Raw genomic sequence first — 18,037 nt, forward strand, 5'->3', positions numbered from 1 at the left:
TCTGCAAAGTTGCCGTTAACACTTGAACCCCGTTTCAGAATCATTCATTTCGCAGTAACCGGTTGGCGCACGCGCTCGGTTTTCTGTCGCTGCGCGCCGTTCGGCAATACCCCGCAGTAAATCACGCGAATAAACGCCCCCAGGGGACGTTGGGCCGGAAAGCCCAGCGGTGGCGTTGCTTTGCCCAAAACCAGTCCAATCAGGAGCCGTACCGATGAATCGGATTTATCGCAAGGTCTGGAACAAAGCATTGGGTCAGTTGGTGGTGGCCTCGGAACTGGCCTCCTCCGACAGCGGCGGCGGGGTCGTCGACCAGCGCCGCGATGCAACGCAGGCTGCGCCCGCAAGGTTGGCGATGGCACTGGGCCTGGTATTGGGATTGGGCATGAGCGGTATCGCCACAGCACAGTCGGTGCAGATCGGCGGCAGCGCCACCTGCGTGGCATTCAGCGGCAAGCTGCTCGAAAAGTGCCTGATCGAAGGCTCGGCCACGGCCAAGGGCAGCAACGCGGTGGCGATCGGCAGCAACAGCAGCGCCAGTGCGGCCAACAGCGTAGCGCTGGGCGCCGGCTCCAAGGCCACGCGTGCCAACACGGTGTCCGTGGGTGATACCGGCAAGGAGCGGCAGATCACCAATGTTGCCGCAGGCAGCCAGGCCACCGATGCGGTGAACAAGGCGCAGCTGGACGCGCAGGCGCGCGCCACGCAGGCCGCGCTGGCCGATGTCGCCGCAGACGGCAATCGTTATTTCAAGGCCGATGGCGCAGGCGATGACAGCGACGCGGCGAAGATCGACGGGCAGGGCGCAGTCGCGGCCGGTGCCGGCGCACAGTCGCTGGCCAATGCCACTACTGCCATCGGTACCCAGGCCATTGCCGCGGGCCTGGGCGCAAGCGCGTTCGGCCAGGGCGCCTTGGCAATCGGCGATGCCAGCGTGGTGGTCGGGCAGAGCGCTGCGGCCTTCGGTCTCGGCGACACCGCGGTTGGCGCAAGCGCGACCGCCGCCAGCGAGAACGGCGCGGCCACCGCGCTGGGTGCGCTGTCCGAAGCGACTGCCGATGGCGCCACCGCTGTTGGCGGCGGTGCCGTGGCGATGGGCCCGGGCAGCACCGCGCTCGGTCGTGGCGCCACCGCCGCCAACGAAGCATCGATCGCAGTCGGTGCGTTCAGCACGGCTGTCGGTGAATACAGCACCGCGCTGGGTTCCAACTCCGCTGCGGTTGCCACCGGCAGCGTGGCGCTCGGCGCGGGCTCGCTGGCCGACCGCGTCGATACCGTGTCCGTTGGTGCCGCCGAATACGGGCTGACCCGGCAGATCACCAGCGTGGCCGCAGGCACCGAAGACAACGATGCAGTCAATGTCGGTCAGCTGAAGGACGTCGCCGCCGTGGCCGATGCCACCGCCAAGCGCTTCCAGGCCAATGGCAGCAGCAACAGCGATGCCGGTGCACTGGCCGAGGGCGACGAGGCGCTGGCGGCCGGCGAGGCCGCCAATGCCATCGGCAACGGCACCACTGCAGTCGGTGCCGGCGCCACCGCCGTCGCGCAGAACGCCACTGCCGTTGGCAACAATGCGCTGGCCTCGGGCCAGAACAGTGCCGCGTTCGGCAACAACGCGCAGGCCAACGGTCCAGGCAGCGTTGCCGTGGGTGGCGCTGCGGTGGATGCCGACGGCAACCCGCTGATCACCAGCGGCGGCGTGCCGGTGGAAACCGGCGCAACCAGCGCAGGCGTCGGCGGCACTGCGGTCGGTGCCAGTGCCGAAGCCAGTGGTTTTGCGGCGTCGTCCTACGGCGTCGGCGCCTATGCGGCCGGTGCGCAGGCGTCGGCCTTCGGCGCCGTGGCCAATGCCATCGGCGATTATTCCACCGCGCTGGGTACGCAGAGCAACGCGACGGGCACCAGCAGCGTCGCCATCGGTGGCCCGGCTGACCTGATCCCCGGCCTGGGCTTCTTCGTGCAGACCCAGGCCAGTGGCGAAGCCGCCACCGCCGTCGGTGCCGGTGCCATCGCCAGTGGCGACCGTGCCGTGGCCAACGGCAGCCTCAGCGAAGCCTCCGGCGCCGAAGCGACCGCGGTCGGCTACTTCGCCTATGCACCGGGCGAGAACGCCAGTGCCCTCGGCGCGCAGACCTGGGCGAGCGGAGCGCAGAGCACGGCCGTGGGTTACTACGCCACCGCACGCGGCGCGAACAGTGTGGCACTCGGCGCGAATTCCGAAGCGGTGCGCGCCAACAGCGTGGCCGTCGGCAGCGCCGGCAACGAGCGGCAGATCACCAGCGTCGCTGCGGGCAGCGAAGCCACCGATGCGGTGAACAAAGCCCAGCTCGACGCCGTGGCCGGCACTGCCGACACCACCGCGCGTTTCTTCCAGGCACAGCCGGAGGCGGGCAGTGATGCTGGCGCACTGGCTGATGGCGAAGGCTCCATCGCTGTGGGTTCGTCGAGCAATGCGATCGGCGCAGGTGCCATTGCACATGGTGCTGCCGCGTCGGCCATCGGCGATGACAGCGTGGCCGTGGGCCGCAACAGCGCGGCCACCGGTAATGGCGGTGTCGCCATCGGTGGCCTCGGCCAGGCCTACGACGAGTTCAACCAGCCGATCATCGGTGCTGATGGCACGGCGCAGCAGGTGGGCACCACCGCTGTTGCCGATGCCACCGCAGTCGGCAGCGGTGCGCAGGCCACCGGGGCTGCCAGCAGCGCTTTCGGCAACGCGGCCAAGGCCAGTGGTGACAACAGCTTCGCCGCAGGCGGCAAGTCGCGCGCCACCGGCAGCTATGCGGTTGCGGTCGGCGACAGCGCATTCGCCAGCAGCGATGACAGCACCGCAGTAGGCGGATACAGCTGGGCCACTGCCAGTGGCGCAGCAGCATTCGGTTCGGGTGCATGGGCCACTGCCACCAATGCCTCGGCGTTCGGCAACGCGGCCTGGGCCAGTGGCAGCGGCGCAACATCCATCGGTTACAACAGCTGGGCCAACGGCGCCAGCTCCACAGCGGTCGGCCGTGGTGCCTTCGGCTATGGCGACAACAGCGTGGCGCTGGGCTTCCAGGCGCTGGGCAACAGCATCAACAGCATCGCCATCGGCACCAACACGGTAGCCGGTGGTGAAAGCGCGATCGCGCTGGGTGCGGGCAGCAATGCCAGCGCCAGCAATACGGTCGCGCTGGGTGCCGGTTCGGTCGCCAACCGAGCGCGCACGGTGTCGGTGGGCAGCGCCGGCAACGAACGCCAGGTCACCAACGTCGCCGCCGGCACCCAGGCCACCGATGCGGTGAACAAGGCGCAGCTGGATGCGGTGGCGACCACGGCCACCACCACCAGCCGCTTCTTCCAGGCCAGCGGCAACGGCGACGACGTAGCCGGTGCATTGGTGGAAGGTGACAACGCACTGGCGGCCGGTGATGCCGCCAACGCCATCGGCAATGGCGCCACCGCACTGGGTAGCGGCGCCAACGCGCTGGCCAGCAACGCACAGGCGCTGGGCTTCAATGCGTTGGCGACCGCAGCCAACGCCAGCGCTGTTGGTGCCAACGCACAGGCCACGGGCGAGTACGCCACCGCGCATGGCGCGGAAAGCGAAGCCAGCGGCGAGCAGAGCGCGGCGTTCGGTGCGGCCAGCATCGCCAGCGGCGCCGGTAGCACTGCCAATGGCGTGCTGTCCGAAGCGTCCGGCGAAGAGGCCGTGGCCGTGGGCTACTTCAGCAATGCCAGTGGTGACGCGGCCACCGCTGTCGGTAGCGAGAGCGTAGCCAGTGGTACGGCGTCGGCGGCCTTCGGTATCGGTGCCGAAGCCAGCGGCGGTTACAGCACCGCCATCGGTGGCTATGCACAGGCCTCGGCCTTCAATGCCACCGCGTTCGGCAACTTTGCCAATGCCTCCGGTTCCAACAGCGTGGCCGTGGGTGGCGACTCGGAAGCCTCCGGTGCCTACAGCACCGCCACCGGCCAGGGCAGCCTGGCCACCGGCACCAACAGCGTCGCCGTCGGTGGCTCGTTGTTCGGCGTGCTGGCTACCGAAGCGTCGGGCAACTACTCCACCGCGGTGGGTGGTGGCGCCTGGTCGGGGGGCATCAACAGTACCGCGCTGGGTAACGCCGCTGAATCGCGCGGCGCCAACAGCGTGGCGCTGGGTGCCGATTCGATCGCGGATCGCGACAACACCGTGTCGGTGGGCGGCGGTGGCAACACCCGCCAGATCACCAACGTGGCCGATGGCACGCAGGGCAATGATGCGGTCAACAGGAATCAGCTCGATGCCGTAGCCGCGGCAGCGGAAAAGACCAGCCGGCAGTTCCAGGCCAGCGGCAATGCCGATGGTGAAACCGGGGCGCTGGTGGAGGGCGATAACGCGCTGGCGGCCGGTGACGCGGCCAACGCGATCGGCAACGGTGCCACCGCGTTGGGCAGTGGTGCCAATGCGCTGGCCGCCAACGCCACGGCCGTGGGCATCGATGCGCTGGCCACCGGCAGCAACGCGGCGGCCCTGGGCAGCACGGCACAGGCTACCGGCGAAGACAGCCTGGCGCTCGGTACCGGCGCCAGCGCCAGTGAACTGGGCGCAAGCGCGGTCGGCGCGCGCGCGCAGGCCAGCGGTGCCTACAGCACGGCCACGGGCACTGAAGCCAATGCCAGCGGCACCCAGGCACTGGCCAGCGGCTTCCGCAGCGCAGCGTCCGCCGATGGCACTACCGCTGTCGGCGGTTATGCCGAAGCCAGCGGTCGGCTCGGCACGGCACTGGGCTACGGTTCGGCGGCCAGTGGCGCCAACACCACGGCGGTCGGCTTCGGTGCCGCCGCCGCCGGTACCGGTGCAGTAGCGGTCGGTCAGTCCAGCGAAGCCAGTGGCGAAGAAAGCGTGGCGATCGGTGGCAGCACCTTCTTCGGCCTGATCCCCTCGCGTGCCAGTGGCACCGGTGCCGCGGCATTCGGTGCGGGCGCGTGGGCCACCGAAGACTACGCCACGGCGATCGGCTGGAATTCGTGGGCGGCAGGCAGCAGTGCCACCGCGCTGGGTGCCAACGCCACCGCCAATGGCAGCAACAGCGTCGCGCTCGGTGCCGGCTCCAAGGCCGACCGTGACAACACGGTGGCCGTCGGCAAGGCGGGCGGTGAGCGCCAGGTCACCCATGTCGCAGCCGGTACCGAAGCCACCGATGCGGTGAACAAGGACCAGTTGGATGCAGTCGCCAGCGTCGCCGACAAGACCAGCCGGCAGTTCCAGGCCAGCGGCAATGCCGATGGCGAGGCCGGTGCCCTGGTGGACGGTGACAACGCACTGGCCGCCGGCAACGCGGCCAACGCCATCGGCAACGGCGCCACCGCGCTGGGCAGTGGTGCCAATGCCATGGCCGGCAATGCCACGGCCGTGGGCTTCGATGCGCTGGCCACCGGCAACAATGCGGCGGCGCTCGGCAACGCGGCGCAGGCTGCTGGTGTCGACAGCGTAGCCGTGGGCAGTGGCGCCAGCGCCAGCGAACTCGGCGCCAGTGCTACCGGCGCCGGCGCCCAGGCCAAGGGCGCTTACAGCACTGCCAGCGGCGCGCAGGCCACGGCCAGCGGCACCCAGTCGCAGGCCAGTGGTTTCCGCGCCAATGCTTCGGCCGACGGCGCTTCGGCGCTGGGCAGCTATGCCGAAGCCAGTGGTCGCCTTGGCACTGCAGTGGGTTACGGCAGCAAGGCCACCGGCGCCAATGCCACCGCGGTGGGTGTCAGTGCCAACGCTTCGGCGGCCGGCAGCATCGCACTGGGCGCAGGCTCGGTGGCCGACCGTGCCAACACCGTGTCGGTGGGCAGCAGTACCAGTGATCGTCAGATCACCCGCGTCGCTGCCGGTACCGAGCGCACCGATGCGGTCAATCGTGGCCAGCTTGATGCGGTCGCAGCGACTGCCGATGGCACGGCACGTTACGTCAAGGCCACCGGCGCAGGTATTGCCAGCGCCAGCGGCAGTGATGCCGCCGCGATCGGTTCGGCGGCCAGTGCCAGCGGCGCGCGCAGCAATGCGCTGGGCGCCAACGCGATGGCGATCGGCAACGGTGCACTTGCACTGGGCAACAGTGCCGGAGCGTCCGGTGCCAACTCGGTGGCGCTGGGTGCGGGCTCGCGTGCGCTCGATGCCAACGTGGTGTCGGTCGGCGGTGGCAACGGCACCGAGGGTCCGGCCACGCGCCGCATCGTCAATGTGGCCGATGGCCGCATCGCCGCCGGCAGCAGCGACGCCATCACCGGCTCCCAGCTCAACGTCACCAACCAGCGGGTGGGCGCGGTGGAAACCCGCGTGGGCGATTTTGATTCGCGCATCGCCACCGTGGAAACCACCGCGGCCAGCGCGGTCAGCTACGACGACGCCAGCCGTGACCGCCTGACCCTGTCCGGTTTCCAGGGCACCACCATCGACAACGTCGGTGCCGGCAGCATTGCCGCGGGCAGTCGCCAGGCGATCAACGGCGGCCAGCTGTTCCAGTCGCTCAGCGATGCCGCCAGCTTCCTCGGCGGTGGTGCCAGCGTCGGCATGCAGGGTGTGTTCGTGGCCCCGAACTACGTGATCCAGGGCGCCACCTACAGCAACGTCGGCGATGCGCTCGGCGCGCTGGACCGCAAGGTCAGCGAGATCGACCGCAGAACCGCCGGTGGCTCGCGTGCCGGGACTGCCAACCTGCGCGCGATGAGTGCCTCGCTGGATGAGAGCCCGCTGGCAAGCACCGCTGATGCACCTGCAACGGCCGACGCGGCACCGGCCAGCACCGCGCGTGTGCAGGGCACGCCGACCGCGGCCGCCGCCGGTGCCGGGATTCCGGTTGGCACTCCCGCGACGGGCTTCAATGCCGTCGCCATGGGCGAGGGCGCCGTCGCCAGTGGCGCTTCGTCCACGGCCATCGGCCAGGGCGCCAATGCCACTGCGGCAAATGCCGTGGCGCTGGGCCAGGGCTCGGTTGCCGATCGTGCCAACACGGTCTCGGTGGGCAGTGAAGGCAACGAGCGCCAGGTCACCAATGTGGCGGCGGGTACCACGGCCACCGATGCGGTCAACAAGGGCCAGCTCGACCGTGGCATGGCCACGGCCAACAGCTACACCGACAGCCGCGTCCAGGCCGTCGCCGACAGCTTCGATGTGTTCAAGGGCGAGATCGACGGACGCCTGCGCCACATGGATCGCCGCATCGACCGCCAGGGTGCGATGAGCGCGGCGATGCTCAACATGGCCACCAGTGCCGCCGGTATCCGCACCCAGAACCGGGTCGGCGTCGGCATTGGTTTCCAGGGCGGCGAGTCGGCGTTGTCGCTGGGCTACCAGCGTGCGATCAGCGATCGCGCCACGGTGACCTTCGGCGGTGCTTTCAGCAGCGACGACAGCTCGGTTGGCGTCGGTGCCGGCTTCGGCTGGTAAGCCACTCCATCGCGCCGGCGGCCACCCACGCCGGCGCAGCACCTGCAGTGAGGGCCTGGGGGGAGGTCACGGCAATCCCGGCTGGGCCGGCCGGGAGTCGTCAAGGAATGATGGCCGCAGTGTTGGTTCGATCCATGACCCAGAAGAGGAATTCGACGTGATCAAGAAGCAGAACCTTCGCATCAATGTGCTTGCCGCCGCCGTGCTGTCGATGACGGCCGTCGGTGCCGTCCACGCCGCCGGCCTGCCGACCCGCGAACCGGTGCGCCAGGCCAGCACCGCCCAGCCGGGCGCCGAGCGCATCATCGTCAAGTACCGGGCCGGCGCTGCCGCCGCCACCGACCGCTCGGCGAAGCTGTCCACCGTGCAGTCGGCGCTGACCCGGGCCAGCCTGTCCGGCGGTACCTCACGTGCCAGTACCCTCGGCCCGCAGGTGGTACGCAAGCTCGCTACCGGTGCGGACCTGATCCGCGTGCAGGGCCGCCTGGCCCCGGCCGAACTGCAGCGTGTGCTGAAGGAACTGCAGGCCGACCCGTCGGTGCAGTACGCCGAAGCCGACGTCAAGCTGCGCCGCACCGAGCTGCGTGCCGGCGACGTACAGCCGGCGCTGGTGCCGAACGATCCCTTCTACCAGCAGAACCAGTGGCACCTGCACAACGCCGTCGGCGGCATCAACGCACCGGCGGCATGGGATGTCTCGCAGGGTGAGGGCATCGTGGTGGCGGTGATCGATACCGGCATCCTGCCGCAGCATCCGGACCTGGTCGGCAACCTGCTGGAGGGTTACGACTTCATCAGCGATGCGGAGACCTCGCGGCGCCCGACCAACGATCGTGTGCCGGGTGCGCAGGACTACGGTGACTGGGTCGAGAACGACAACGAGTGCTATGACGGCTCGCTGGCCGAGGACAGTTCCTGGCACGGCACCCACGTCGCTGGCACCGTGGCCGAGCAGACCAACAACGGCGTCGGCATGGCCGGTGTCGCCTACAAGGCCAAGGTGCTGCCGGTACGTGTGCTGGGCAAGTGCGGCGGCTACCTGTCCGACATCGCCGACGCGGTGGTCTGGGCATCGGGTGGCACGGTGACCGGCATCCCGGCCAACACCAACCCGGCCGAGATCATCAACATGAGCCTGGGCGGCAGCGGTACCTGCGGCAGCACCTACCAGGACGCCATCAATGGCGCGATCTCGCGTGGCACCACCGTGGTGGTCGCGGCGGGCAATGAAGCCGACAACGCGTCCAAGTACCGTCCGGCCAGCTGCGAAGGCGTGGTGACCGTGGGTGCCACCCGCATCACCGGTGGCATCACCTACTACTCCAACTATGGCACCCGCGTGGACCTGTCCGGTCCGGGTGGCGGCGGCAGTGTCGACGGCAACCCGGGTGGCTACATCTGGCAGACCGGCTCCAATGCGGCCACCACGCCGGAATCGGGCACGCCGGGCTACATGGGCATGGGCGGTACCTCGATGGCCTCGCCGCATGTGGCCGCCGTTGCCGCACTGGTGCAGAGCGCGCTGATCGCCAAGGGCAAGGATCCGTTGACCCCGGCCGCGATGCGTACCCTGCTGAAGGAAACCGCACGTCCGTTCCCGGTCGCCATCCCGGCGGCCACGCCGATCGGTACCGGCATCCTCGATGCCAAGGCCGCGCTGGCCAAGGCACTGGAAGAACCGTGCACCGAGAACTGCGGGCCGGTGGCCACGCCGCTGACCAACAAGGCTGCCGTCGGTGGCCTGTCCGGTGCGGCCGGCAGCAGCAAGCTCTACAGCTTCGAAGCGGCTGCCGGCAAGCAGTTCAGCGTGATCACCTACGGTGGCACCGGCAACGTTTCGGTCTACGTGGCTGAAGGCCGTGAGCCCAGTGCCAGCGACAACGACGCCAAGTCGACCCGTCCGGGCACCTCCGAGACGGTGCGGGTGACCAAGCCGGTGGCGGCCACCTACTACATCAAGGTGGTGGGTGAAGCGGCCTACAACGGGGTGAGCATTCTCGCCACGCAGTAAGCTTGAACTGTCGTAGTTGAATGGCCGAAGCCCGTCATCCCATGTGACGGGCTTCGTCTTTTTACGAAAGGTGGCGCAGGGGCGGCGGAAATCATGGCTTAACTGTTAAAGTCGAGCCGATTGACAGGAGAGTCATGTGAACGCGCTTGCTGCTACCGCCGCTGCCGACGACGCTGAAGGCCGCATCCTGGATGCGCTGCTGGCGCGCGGCCGGCTGAAGGAAGGCGATCTGGCACGTGCGCGGCCGCTGCACGCAGAGGCCGGCGGCAGCCTGCTGGGCCTGCTGGTGCGGCTGGGGCTGGTCTCCGAGCGTGACCAGGCACAGGCCAGCGCCGAAGTGCTGGGGCTGCCGCTGCTGGAAGGCAAACAGCTGCCGGAGGCGCCGCCGCAGGGGCTGGCCGAGGGCCTGCCGTTGTCGCTGCGCTTCCTCAAGCAGTTCCATGTCTGTCCGCTGGCGCTGGATGAACACGGGGTCCGGCTGTGGCTGGCCGATGCCCATGATCCTTATCCGCAGCAGGCCGTGCAGCTGGCACTGGGGGTACCGGTGACACCGGTGCTGGGCATGCGCGCAGAAATTGATGACCTGGTCGAGCGCTGGTTCGGCCAGGGCCGCAGCGCGATGGGCGCGATCGTCGAAACCGCCGATGGCGAGGGCGGTGCGGTCGATGATATCGAGCATCTGCGTGACCTCGCCTCGGAAGCGCCGGTGATCCGCCTGGTCAACCTGGTGATCCAGCGTGCAGTGGAGCTGCGCGCTTCGGACATCCATGTCGAACCGTTCGAAAGCCGGTTGAAGGTGCGTTACCGCGTCGATGGCGTGCTGGTGGAAGGCGAAAGCCCGCCGGCCAACCTCACTGCTGCGGTGATCAGCCGCATCAAGATCATGGCCCGGCTCAACATCGCCGAGCGCCGCCTGCCGCAGGACGGCCGCATCATGCTGCGCGTGCAGGGCAAGGAGCTGGACCTGCGCGTGAGCACGGTGCCGACCGCGCACGGCGAAAGCGTGGTGATGCGATTGCTGGACCGCGAAACGGTGGTGTTCGATTTCCATCGTCTCGGTTTCACTGACGCCTTCCTGCCGCAGTTCCGCAAGGTGCTGGAACAGCCGCACGGCATCCTGCTGGTGACCGGCCCGACCGGTTCAGGCAAGACCACCACGCTGTACACCGCGCTGAGCCAGCTGAACACTGCCGACGTCAAGATCATCACGGTCGAAGACCCGGTGGAATACCAGATCGAAGGCATCAACCAGATCCAGGCCAAGCCGCAGATCGGGCTCGACTTCGCCAACGCCCTGCGCAGCATCGTGCGCCAGGACCCGGACATCATCATGATCGGCGAAATGCGCGACCTGGAAACCGCGCGCATCGCGATCCAGTCGGCGCTGACCGGCCACCTGGTGCTGTCCACCCTGCATACCAACAACGCAGCCGGCGGCATCACGCGCCTGCTCGACATGGGCGTGGAAGACTACCTGCTCACCTCCACCATCAACGGCATCCTGGCCCAGCGCCTGGTGCGTCGGCTGGAGCCGACCCATGCCGAGCGCTATGAAGCCTCGCCGGAAGAGATCGAACGCTTCGAGCTGCGCCGCCTGCAGCCGGAAGGACCGATCCACCTGTACCGCCCGAAGCCCTCCGCGCTGGCGCCGACCGGTTACCTCGGCCGGACCACCATCATGGAATTTCTGGTGATGAACGACGCGCTGCGGCGCGCGGTGATGCGCCGCGACGGCATGGGCGAGATCGAACGCATTGCCCGCGAAGCCGGCATGCGCACGATGTACGAAGATGGTCTGTCCAAGGCCCTCAGTGGTCAGACGACCATCGAGGAAGTCCTGCGTGTCACCGAGGAAAGCTGATGCGCGCAGGACGCCGGGGCTGACATGCCGACCTACCGTTACAAGGCACTGAATCCGCACGGCGAGATCTTCGACGGGCAGATGGAAGCGGCAAGCGAGGCCGAGCTGGTCGCGCGCCTGCAGGACCAGGGCCATCTGCCGATGGAGACCCAGCTGGCCGATGGCGGTGCGATCGGTGGCAGTACCTGGCGCAACCTGTTCCGCCAACGGCCGCTGCAGGGCGCGGCATTGCTGCAGTTCACCCAGCAGCTGGCGACACTGCTCGGTGCAGGCCAGCCGCTGGATCGCGCGCTGTCGATCCTGCTCGGGTTGCCCGAAGACGAACGCTCGCGCCGCGCGATCACCGACATCCGCGATGTGGTGCGCGGTGGCGCGCCGTTGTCGACCGCACTGGAGCGCCAGCATGGGTTGTTCTCGCGCCTGTACGTGAACATGGTGCGGGCCGGTGAAGCCGGCGGCAGCCTGCACGAAACCCTGCAGCGCCTGGCCGACTACCTCGAACGCAGCCGCGCGTTGCAGGGCAAGGTGATCAACGCGCTGGTGTACCCGGCCATCCTGCTGGTGGTGGTGGGCGGCGCGCTGCTGTTCCTGCTCGGCTACGTGGTGCCGCAGTTCGCGCAGATGTACGAAAGCCTGGATGTGGCGCTGCCGTGGTTCACCAACGCGGTGCTGCAGCTGGGTCTGTTCGTGCGCGACTGGTGGGTGTTGCTGCTGGTGGTGCCAGGGATACTCGCGCTGTTCTTCGAACGCAAGGCGCGGCAACCAGCCTTCCGGCTGGCGCTGGATGGCTGGCTGCTGCAGCGTCGCGGCATCGGCCGCCTGCTCGGCGAACTGGAAACCGCGCGGCTGGCCCGCACGCTGGGCACGCTGCTGCGCAATGGCGTGCCGCTGCTGGGTGCCTTGGGCATCGCCCGCAACGTGCTGGGCAACCGCGCGCTGGCCGCCGATGTGGAAGCCGCCGCGGATGAAGTGAAAAACGGTACCGGCCTGTCGCTGGCGCTGTCGCGCGGCAAGCGTTTCCCGCGCCTGGCGCTGCAGATGATCCAGGTCGGCGAGGAATCCGGTGCACTCGATACCATGCTGCTGAAAGCGGCCGATACCTTCGAACAGGACAGCGCCCGGCGCATCGACCGCCTGCTGGCGGCGATGGTGCCGGCGATCACCCTGGTGCTGGCCTCGGTGGTCGGTGCGGTGATCGTTGCCGTGCTGGTACCGCTGTACGACCTGACCAATGCCATCGGTTGACGATGGATCCCTACGCAACCCCGACACTCCGCAACTGAAAGGACCGACCATGATTGCTTCCCGTCGACCGATCCGCCTTTCCTTCACCGCCGCGCGCAACCAGTCGGGCATGAGCCTGCTGGAAATCATCATCGTCATCGTGCTGATCGGTGCGGTGCTGACCCTGGTCGCCAGCCGCGTGCTGGGCGGCGCTGATCGCGGCAAGGCCAACATCGCCAAGGCGCAGGTGCAGACCGTTGCGTCCAAGGTCGACAACTACCAGATCGATACCGGCAAGCTGCCCGGCTCGCTCAACGATCTGGTGACCGCACCGGCGGGTGTCGGTGGCTGGCTGGGGCCGTATGCCAAGCCGGCTGACCTGAACGACCCGTGGGGCCACGCGCTGGAGTACCGTGCGCCGGGCGAAGGCCAGCCGTACGAGCTGATCAGCCTCGGCAAGGATGGCAAGGCCGGCGGCAGCAGCGTCGATGCCGACATCCGCTACCAGCCGTAATCCTGCATGACGTATTTCCTGCCGCGCCGGCTGCCTCGCCCGCGCCTGCACGGCAGGCGCGCAGCGGGCCTGTCGCTGCTGGAAATGCTGCTGGTGATCGCGCTGATCGCAGCGATCGGCCTGATTACCGCCGCCGGCCTGTCGCGCGGCTTCGCCGGCATGCAGCTGCGCAGCGCCGGCAAGGACATCGCCAACCAGCTGCGGGTGGTACGCGCGCAGGCGATCGCCCGCGGCGAGCCGCAACGCTTTGTCATCGAACCGGCAAAGCGGCGCTGGGAAGGCGCCAACCAGCGCCATGGTGACGTGCCGGCACAGCTGCAGGTGCAGTTCGAAGGCGCCGCGCAGCTGGCCACCGCGCCAGGGCAGGGCGTGATCGAGTTCCATCCCGATGGTGGCTCCAGCGGTGGCCGCATCCGGCTGCAGCGTGACGATGCCGAATGGCGCATCGACGTGGGCTGGCTGACCGGTGAGGTCCGCTCCGGCCCCTGGCGGGCACAATGAAGCGGCACGTTCGCGGCTTCACCCTGCTGGAAGTGATCATCGCCTTTGCCCTGCTCGGGCTGGCGCTGACCCTGCTGCTGGGCAGTCTGTCCGGTGGTGCCAGGCAGGTGCGCGAGGCCGAGCTGCGCACGCGCGCGATACTGCATGCGCAGTCGCTGCTGGCCGAAACCGGTGTCGCCACGCCACTGCAGGTGGGTAGCCAGCAGGGCGACTGGGAACAGGGACGCTACCACTGGGAGCTGCAGGTGCAGCCGTGGGTGGAGCCACGTGCCGGCAACGCCGTGCAGTCACAGTCGGCCGGTGCCCCCTGGCTGGCCGAACTGCAGCTGCAGGTGCGTTGGGGCGACAGCGAACGCGAGCAGCTGCGCTGGCGCAGCCTGCGCCTGCTGCCGCCGGACCTGGAGAGCGCGCGATGAAGCGCCGCGCCGCGGGTTTCACGCTGATTGAAGTGATGCTGGCCACGGTGCTGCTGGCCGGTGGCCTGGCGCTGGCGTTCGCCAGCGTCCGTTCGGCAATGGCGGTCAGTCAGCGTGGCGAGCAGATCGCGGCCGAGAGTGAGCGCATGCGCGCGGTGCAGGCGCTGTTGCGGCGGCAGCTGGCCGGTGCGCTGCGCACGCCGCTGGAAGTACCCGATCCCACCCGCGAACCGATCTTCTTCCAGGGCGAAGAGCAGCGCATGTTGTTCGCCGCCGATCTGCCGGGCTACCTCGGCCGCGGCGGACCCTACCTGCACGCGCTGCAGGTGGACGGCCGCGATGGCCAGCAGCGCCTGCTGCTGGACCTGGTGCTGCTGCAGGAAGGCGAGCGCATCGCCGAGAACCCGCCGCGCCCGCCGGAAGTGCTGGTGGAAAACCTGAAGTCGGTACAACTGCGCTATCGCGGCATCGATGCCAGTACCGGCCAGGTGAGCGACTGGATGCCGCGCTGGGACGATACCCGCCGCCTGCCGATGCTGGTGGAGATCAGGATCGTCCCGGCCAGGGGCGCGCCCTGGCCGACGCTGGTGGTGGCGCCGCGTAACGGTGGCAGCGGAGGCGCGCGATGAACCGGCAACACGGTGCGGCACTGGTACTGGTGCTGTGGTTGATCGCATTGATGACCGCGCTGGTCGGTGCGTTCGCGTTGAGCGCACGGGTCGAGCATCTGCAGCAGCGGGTGCTGGATGACGATGCACGCGGCCAGGAACGGGCGCGCGCCGGCCTGGAGTACGCGCTGCTGCGCCTGTCCGCCGATCCGCTGCGGGCGCCCTGGCGCGCTGATGGCCGAACCTACCGCTGGCAGTTCGATGACGCCAGCATCGAAATCAAGGTGCTGGACGAGAACGGCAAGATCAACCTGAACCTGGCCGACGTGACCTTGCTGACCGCGTTCCTCAAGGCGCTCGGCGAAGACGAAGGGGCAGCCCGGCAGCTGGCCGGTGCCATTGTCGACTGGCGTGATGAAGACAGCCTGCTGCAGCCGGGCGGCGGTGCCGAAGCCCCGGACTATGCGGCGGCGGGGTTGCCGTATGGCCCACGCAACAAGCGTTTCGAGACGCTCGGTGAACTGCAGCGGGTACTGGGAATGCGCGGCCCGCTGTACAAGGCCATGCTGCCGCACCTGACCCTGTACAGCCGCCAGGCACGCCCGGATCCCCAGTTCGCCAGCGCGCCGGTGCTGACCGCACTGGGCCTGGATGCGGATACCGTGCTGGCGCAGCGCGCACAGCAGGAGCGTGACGCAGATACCGCTGGCGGTGCGACAACGCTTGCCAGCAGCAGCGGCACCTATAGTATCGAGTCTCGTGCAACCGACGGCAGTGGACGCCGGTCGGTGTTGCAGGCAGTGGTACGCAATGGCTCGGGCGGGGTTCCCGGGCGGTCCTACACAGTGCTTCGCTGGGAGCAGGGAATGACAGCAAGATGACGGCATGGCGGGACAGTGTGCGGCAGGTGCAGGGCCGGATCGGCCCTGGCGCCGGCCGTTTCCTGCGCTGGTGGCGGCAATCGCTGCTGGCCTGGGTGCCGGCACGTTGGCAGTGGGCACTGGGCTGGGCACAGGCGCGCCTGCTGCTGCAGCGCCAGGGTGAGCAGCTGCAGGTCTGGCGAGAGGCCGGAGAACGCCGCGAAGCAGTTGCCAGCGTGCCATGGCCGCTGTCGCCGGCCGAACTGGACCGCGTGCTGGAACCGCGACTGCGCAGCCTGCCGCGGGTGTGGCTGCTGCCGGCCAGCGAGGTACTGCGTCGTCATCTGCGCCTGCCTGCGGCTGCGGCCGACCGGCTGCGCGCCGTGGTTGGTTTCGAGATCGACCGCCAGACACCGTTCGAATCCAGCCAGGTCAGCTATGACGTGCGTGAACTCGGGGGCGCCGCCGAGGGCCAGCTGCAGGTCGAACTGATCGCCTGGCCACTGCGCCAGCTTGAGGCGTGGCGGGCCAGCGTAGGCGAATGGGCCGATGCACTGGCCGGTGTCGATGCCATCGACACCGAGGGTGAACCCCTGCAGGTGAATCTGCTGCCACCGGGGCAGCGCCAGCTGCGGGCAGACCCGACGCGGCGCTGGAATGTGCTGCTGGCCGTGGCCGCGCTGGTGATGCTGGTGCTGGCGGCCCTGCAGCTGCTCGACAACCGCCGCGCCGTCGCCGACGAACTGCGTGCGCAGGTCGAGCGCAGTGCGCGCAGTGCGCGTGGTGTCGCCAGCGAACGCGCGCAGCTGCAGGCGCTGATCGATGGTGCCGCGTTCCTGGAAAAGCAGCGCAGCCAGCGCGCCGGAACGGTGGAAATCTGGAATGAACTGACCCGGCGCCTGCCGGAGGGCACCTACCTGGAAAAGCTGGCCATCGAGAACAACAACCTGCAGCTGATCGGCCTGAGCCGCGAGGCCTCGCAGCTGGTGCAGCTGCTGCAGGACGCACCGCAGTGGCGCAAGGTCAATCTGACCGGCGTACTGCAGGCCGATGGCGCCGCCAGTGGCCGTGACCGCTTCACCATGACCGCCGAACTGCAGCCGTTGCCGGCTGCGGCCCCGACCCGGGAGGCGGCCGATGCCGATGCCAAGCGCACGCCGTGACCGCTGGCTGGCACTGGCGCTGCTGCTGGCAGTGCTGGGCCTGGCCTACCTGCTGCTGGTGCACCCCTGGTTCACCCAGCCACTGCGCGAAATCGACGCCGACGTGGCCGCCCTGCGCGAGCGCGAGCAGCGCGTGCAGGCGCAGCTGCAGCAGCAGCCGCAGATCGAACAGCGCCTGCGCGCCACCCGCGAGGCACTGCAGCAGCGGCCGGGCTTCCTGCGCGAAGCCACCGCCGAAGCTGCGGCCGCTGCGCTGGGCGCGAAGCTGCAGGATGCGGTGGCGATGGCCAGCCCGGGCAACCGCAGCTGCACCATCAGCAACCGCACGCCACTGACCGACAACCGCCGTGACGCCGAATTCGTGCGCGTGGCCATGCAGGTGCGCCTGCGTTGCGGTGTGGCCGAGCTGGCCACGGTGCTGCACAGCCTGGAAACCGGCAGCCCGCGCCTGTTCGTCGACAACCTCAACCTGATCGCGCAGCGCTTCCAGCAGTCGCCCAACGAGTCCGGGCTCGGCCTGGACGTGTCGTTCGAACTGGCCGGTTACCTGCTGCCCGGTGCTGCGGCCGATGGCGCTGCGCCGGCACCTGCAGCCGAACCGGGCGCGGCGCCGCAACCGCCTTCGGCCACACCTGCACCGGCCGCCGCACCGGCTGCGCCGGAAGAAGGGCAGGAGGTGGCCGATGAAGCTTGAGCAGATCAGCCTGCGCACCGGCTTCCTGCTGGCACTGGCCGGCTGGGCGGCGGCGGTCTGGCTGGCCACCGGCTTCGGTCTGGGCAGCCAGCTGCCAGGTGCGGACGGTGATGCCGATGCGGTGCCTTCGTTGCCGGTGCTGCCGCCGTTGGCCGCAGAACGCATGGCCAGCGCCGACAGCTACAGCGCGATCGGCGAGCGACCGCTGTTCGCCGAGGACCGCAGGCCGAAGCCCTACCTGCTCGGCGGCAGCGAGCCCGCCGCCAGCGCCGCGCTGCGCCTGACCGGCGTGCTGCTGACCGGCGACTTCGGCATGGCCACCTTCACCACCGAACAGAACCGCTCGCTGCGCCTGCGCCTCAACGGTGAAGCCGTCGACGGCTGGCAGCTGGTCGCACTGCAGCCGCGTCAGGCCACCGTGATCGGCCCCGGTGGCAACCAGGTGCTGGAACTGGCGGTATTCAACGGGCAGGGGGGTGAACCACCGACCGTGCTGCGCGGCGCCAACGGTGCGCCACCGGCCGGTGCGATCGTTGTGCCGCCCCCGGCAGGCGCTCCGCCGGCACCGCCGCCGGCTGCGGCAACCGCATCGCCGTCGCCTGCTGGCAGTGCGCCGGCATCCTCGGCTGCGGCGGCCGCCACACCGCCTGCCAACAACAACGGCCCCAGCGAAGCGCAGATGCAGGCCATCCGCGAACGCATCCAGGCCCGTCGCCGCCAGCTGCAGCAACAACAACAGCAGCAACAACCGTCGCCGCCCCCGGGCGATGGCACCAACCGATAGAGTGAATG

At 69.0% G+C, this 18,037-nt stretch carries 12 protein-coding genes; all 12 read left to right on the top strand.

Features of this window, described 5'->3' with window-relative positions:
• The first annotated feature begins 214 nt into the window (after window positions 1-214).
• The 12 genes from ACZK45_RS02745 to ACZK45_RS02800 all read left to right on the top strand — a co-directional run bounded on the left by ACZK45_RS02745 (window position 215) and on the right by ACZK45_RS02800 (window position 18,029).
• A complete protein-coding gene (locus ACZK45_RS02745; RefSeq protein WP_478445424.1) occupies window positions 215-7,393 on the top strand; it encodes an ESPR-type extended signal peptide-containing protein in 7,179 nt (2,392 codons plus the stop codon).
• Window positions 7,394-7,550: 157 nt separating this feature from the next.
• Complete coding sequence (locus tag ACZK45_RS02750; RefSeq protein WP_125894942.1) at window positions 7,551-9,404, top strand: S8 family peptidase; 1,854 nt, start codon at window positions 7,551-7,553, stop codon at window positions 9,402-9,404.
• A gap of 136 nt (window positions 9,405-9,540) precedes the next feature.
• Window positions 9,541-11,265 (top strand): type II secretion system ATPase GspE, encoded by a 1,725-nt coding sequence (gspE, locus tag ACZK45_RS02755; RefSeq protein WP_197611143.1) that lies wholly within the window; start codon window positions 9,541-9,543, stop codon window positions 11,263-11,265.
• Window positions 11,266-11,289: 24 nt separating this feature from the next.
• The gene (gene xpsF, locus ACZK45_RS02760) at window positions 11,290-12,510 is read left to right on the top strand and encodes a type II secretion system protein XpsF (RefSeq protein ID WP_032130133.1); all 1,221 of its coding nucleotides are present in this window, start codon (window positions 11,290-11,292) and stop codon (window positions 12,508-12,510) included.
• 49 nt (window positions 12,511-12,559) lie between these two features.
• Window positions 12,560-13,003 (top strand): type II secretion system major pseudopilin GspG, encoded by a 444-nt coding sequence (gene gspG / locus ACZK45_RS02765; RefSeq protein WP_004142831.1) that lies wholly within the window; start codon window positions 12,560-12,562, stop codon window positions 13,001-13,003.
• A gap of 6 nt (window positions 13,004-13,009) precedes the next feature.
• Window positions 13,010-13,504 carry a type II secretion system protein XpsH gene (gene xpsH, locus ACZK45_RS02770; protein ID WP_032130132.1) on the top strand — a complete coding sequence of 165 codons (495 nt, stop codon included), beginning with the start codon at window positions 13,010-13,012 and terminating at the stop codon, window positions 13,502-13,504.
• On the top strand, window positions 13,501-13,920 hold the full coding sequence (gene xpsI, locus ACZK45_RS02775; protein WP_032130131.1) for a type II secretion system protein XpsI: 420 nt from the start codon (window positions 13,501-13,503) through the stop codon (window positions 13,918-13,920). Before xpsH ends, xpsI begins: the two co-directional genes overlap by 4 nt.
• The gene (locus ACZK45_RS02780; RefSeq protein WP_180838638.1) at window positions 13,917-14,549 is read left to right on the top strand and encodes a type II secretion system protein J; all 633 of its coding nucleotides are present in this window, start codon (window positions 13,917-13,919) and stop codon (window positions 14,547-14,549) included. The genes xpsI and ACZK45_RS02780 overlap by 4 nt, the downstream gene beginning before the upstream one ends.
• Window positions 14,546-15,409 carry a type II secretion system minor pseudopilin gene (locus ACZK45_RS02785; RefSeq protein ID WP_032130129.1) on the top strand — a complete coding sequence of 288 codons (864 nt, stop codon included), beginning with the start codon at window positions 14,546-14,548 and terminating at the stop codon, window positions 15,407-15,409. Before ACZK45_RS02780 ends, ACZK45_RS02785 begins: the two co-directional genes overlap by 4 nt.
• Window positions 15,406-16,551, top strand: coding sequence for a PilN domain-containing protein (locus tag ACZK45_RS02790; RefSeq protein WP_478445425.1), 1,146 nt, complete (start codon window positions 15,406-15,408; stop codon window positions 16,549-16,551). Before ACZK45_RS02785 ends, ACZK45_RS02790 begins: the two co-directional genes overlap by 4 nt.
• Window positions 16,526-17,245 (top strand): type II secretion system protein GspM, encoded by a 720-nt coding sequence (gene gspM, locus ACZK45_RS02795; protein ID WP_032130127.1) that lies wholly within the window; start codon window positions 16,526-16,528, stop codon window positions 17,243-17,245. The genes ACZK45_RS02790 and gspM overlap by 26 nt, the downstream gene beginning before the upstream one ends.
• Window positions 17,235-18,029, top strand: a complete 795-nt coding sequence (locus ACZK45_RS02800) for a hypothetical protein (protein ID WP_032130126.1) — start codon at window positions 17,235-17,237, stop codon at window positions 18,027-18,029. The genes gspM and ACZK45_RS02800 overlap by 11 nt, the downstream gene beginning before the upstream one ends.
• Window positions 18,030-18,037 lie beyond the last annotated feature (8 nt).

This window comes from Stenotrophomonas sp. 63632_Sma (genome assembly GCF_056482875.1).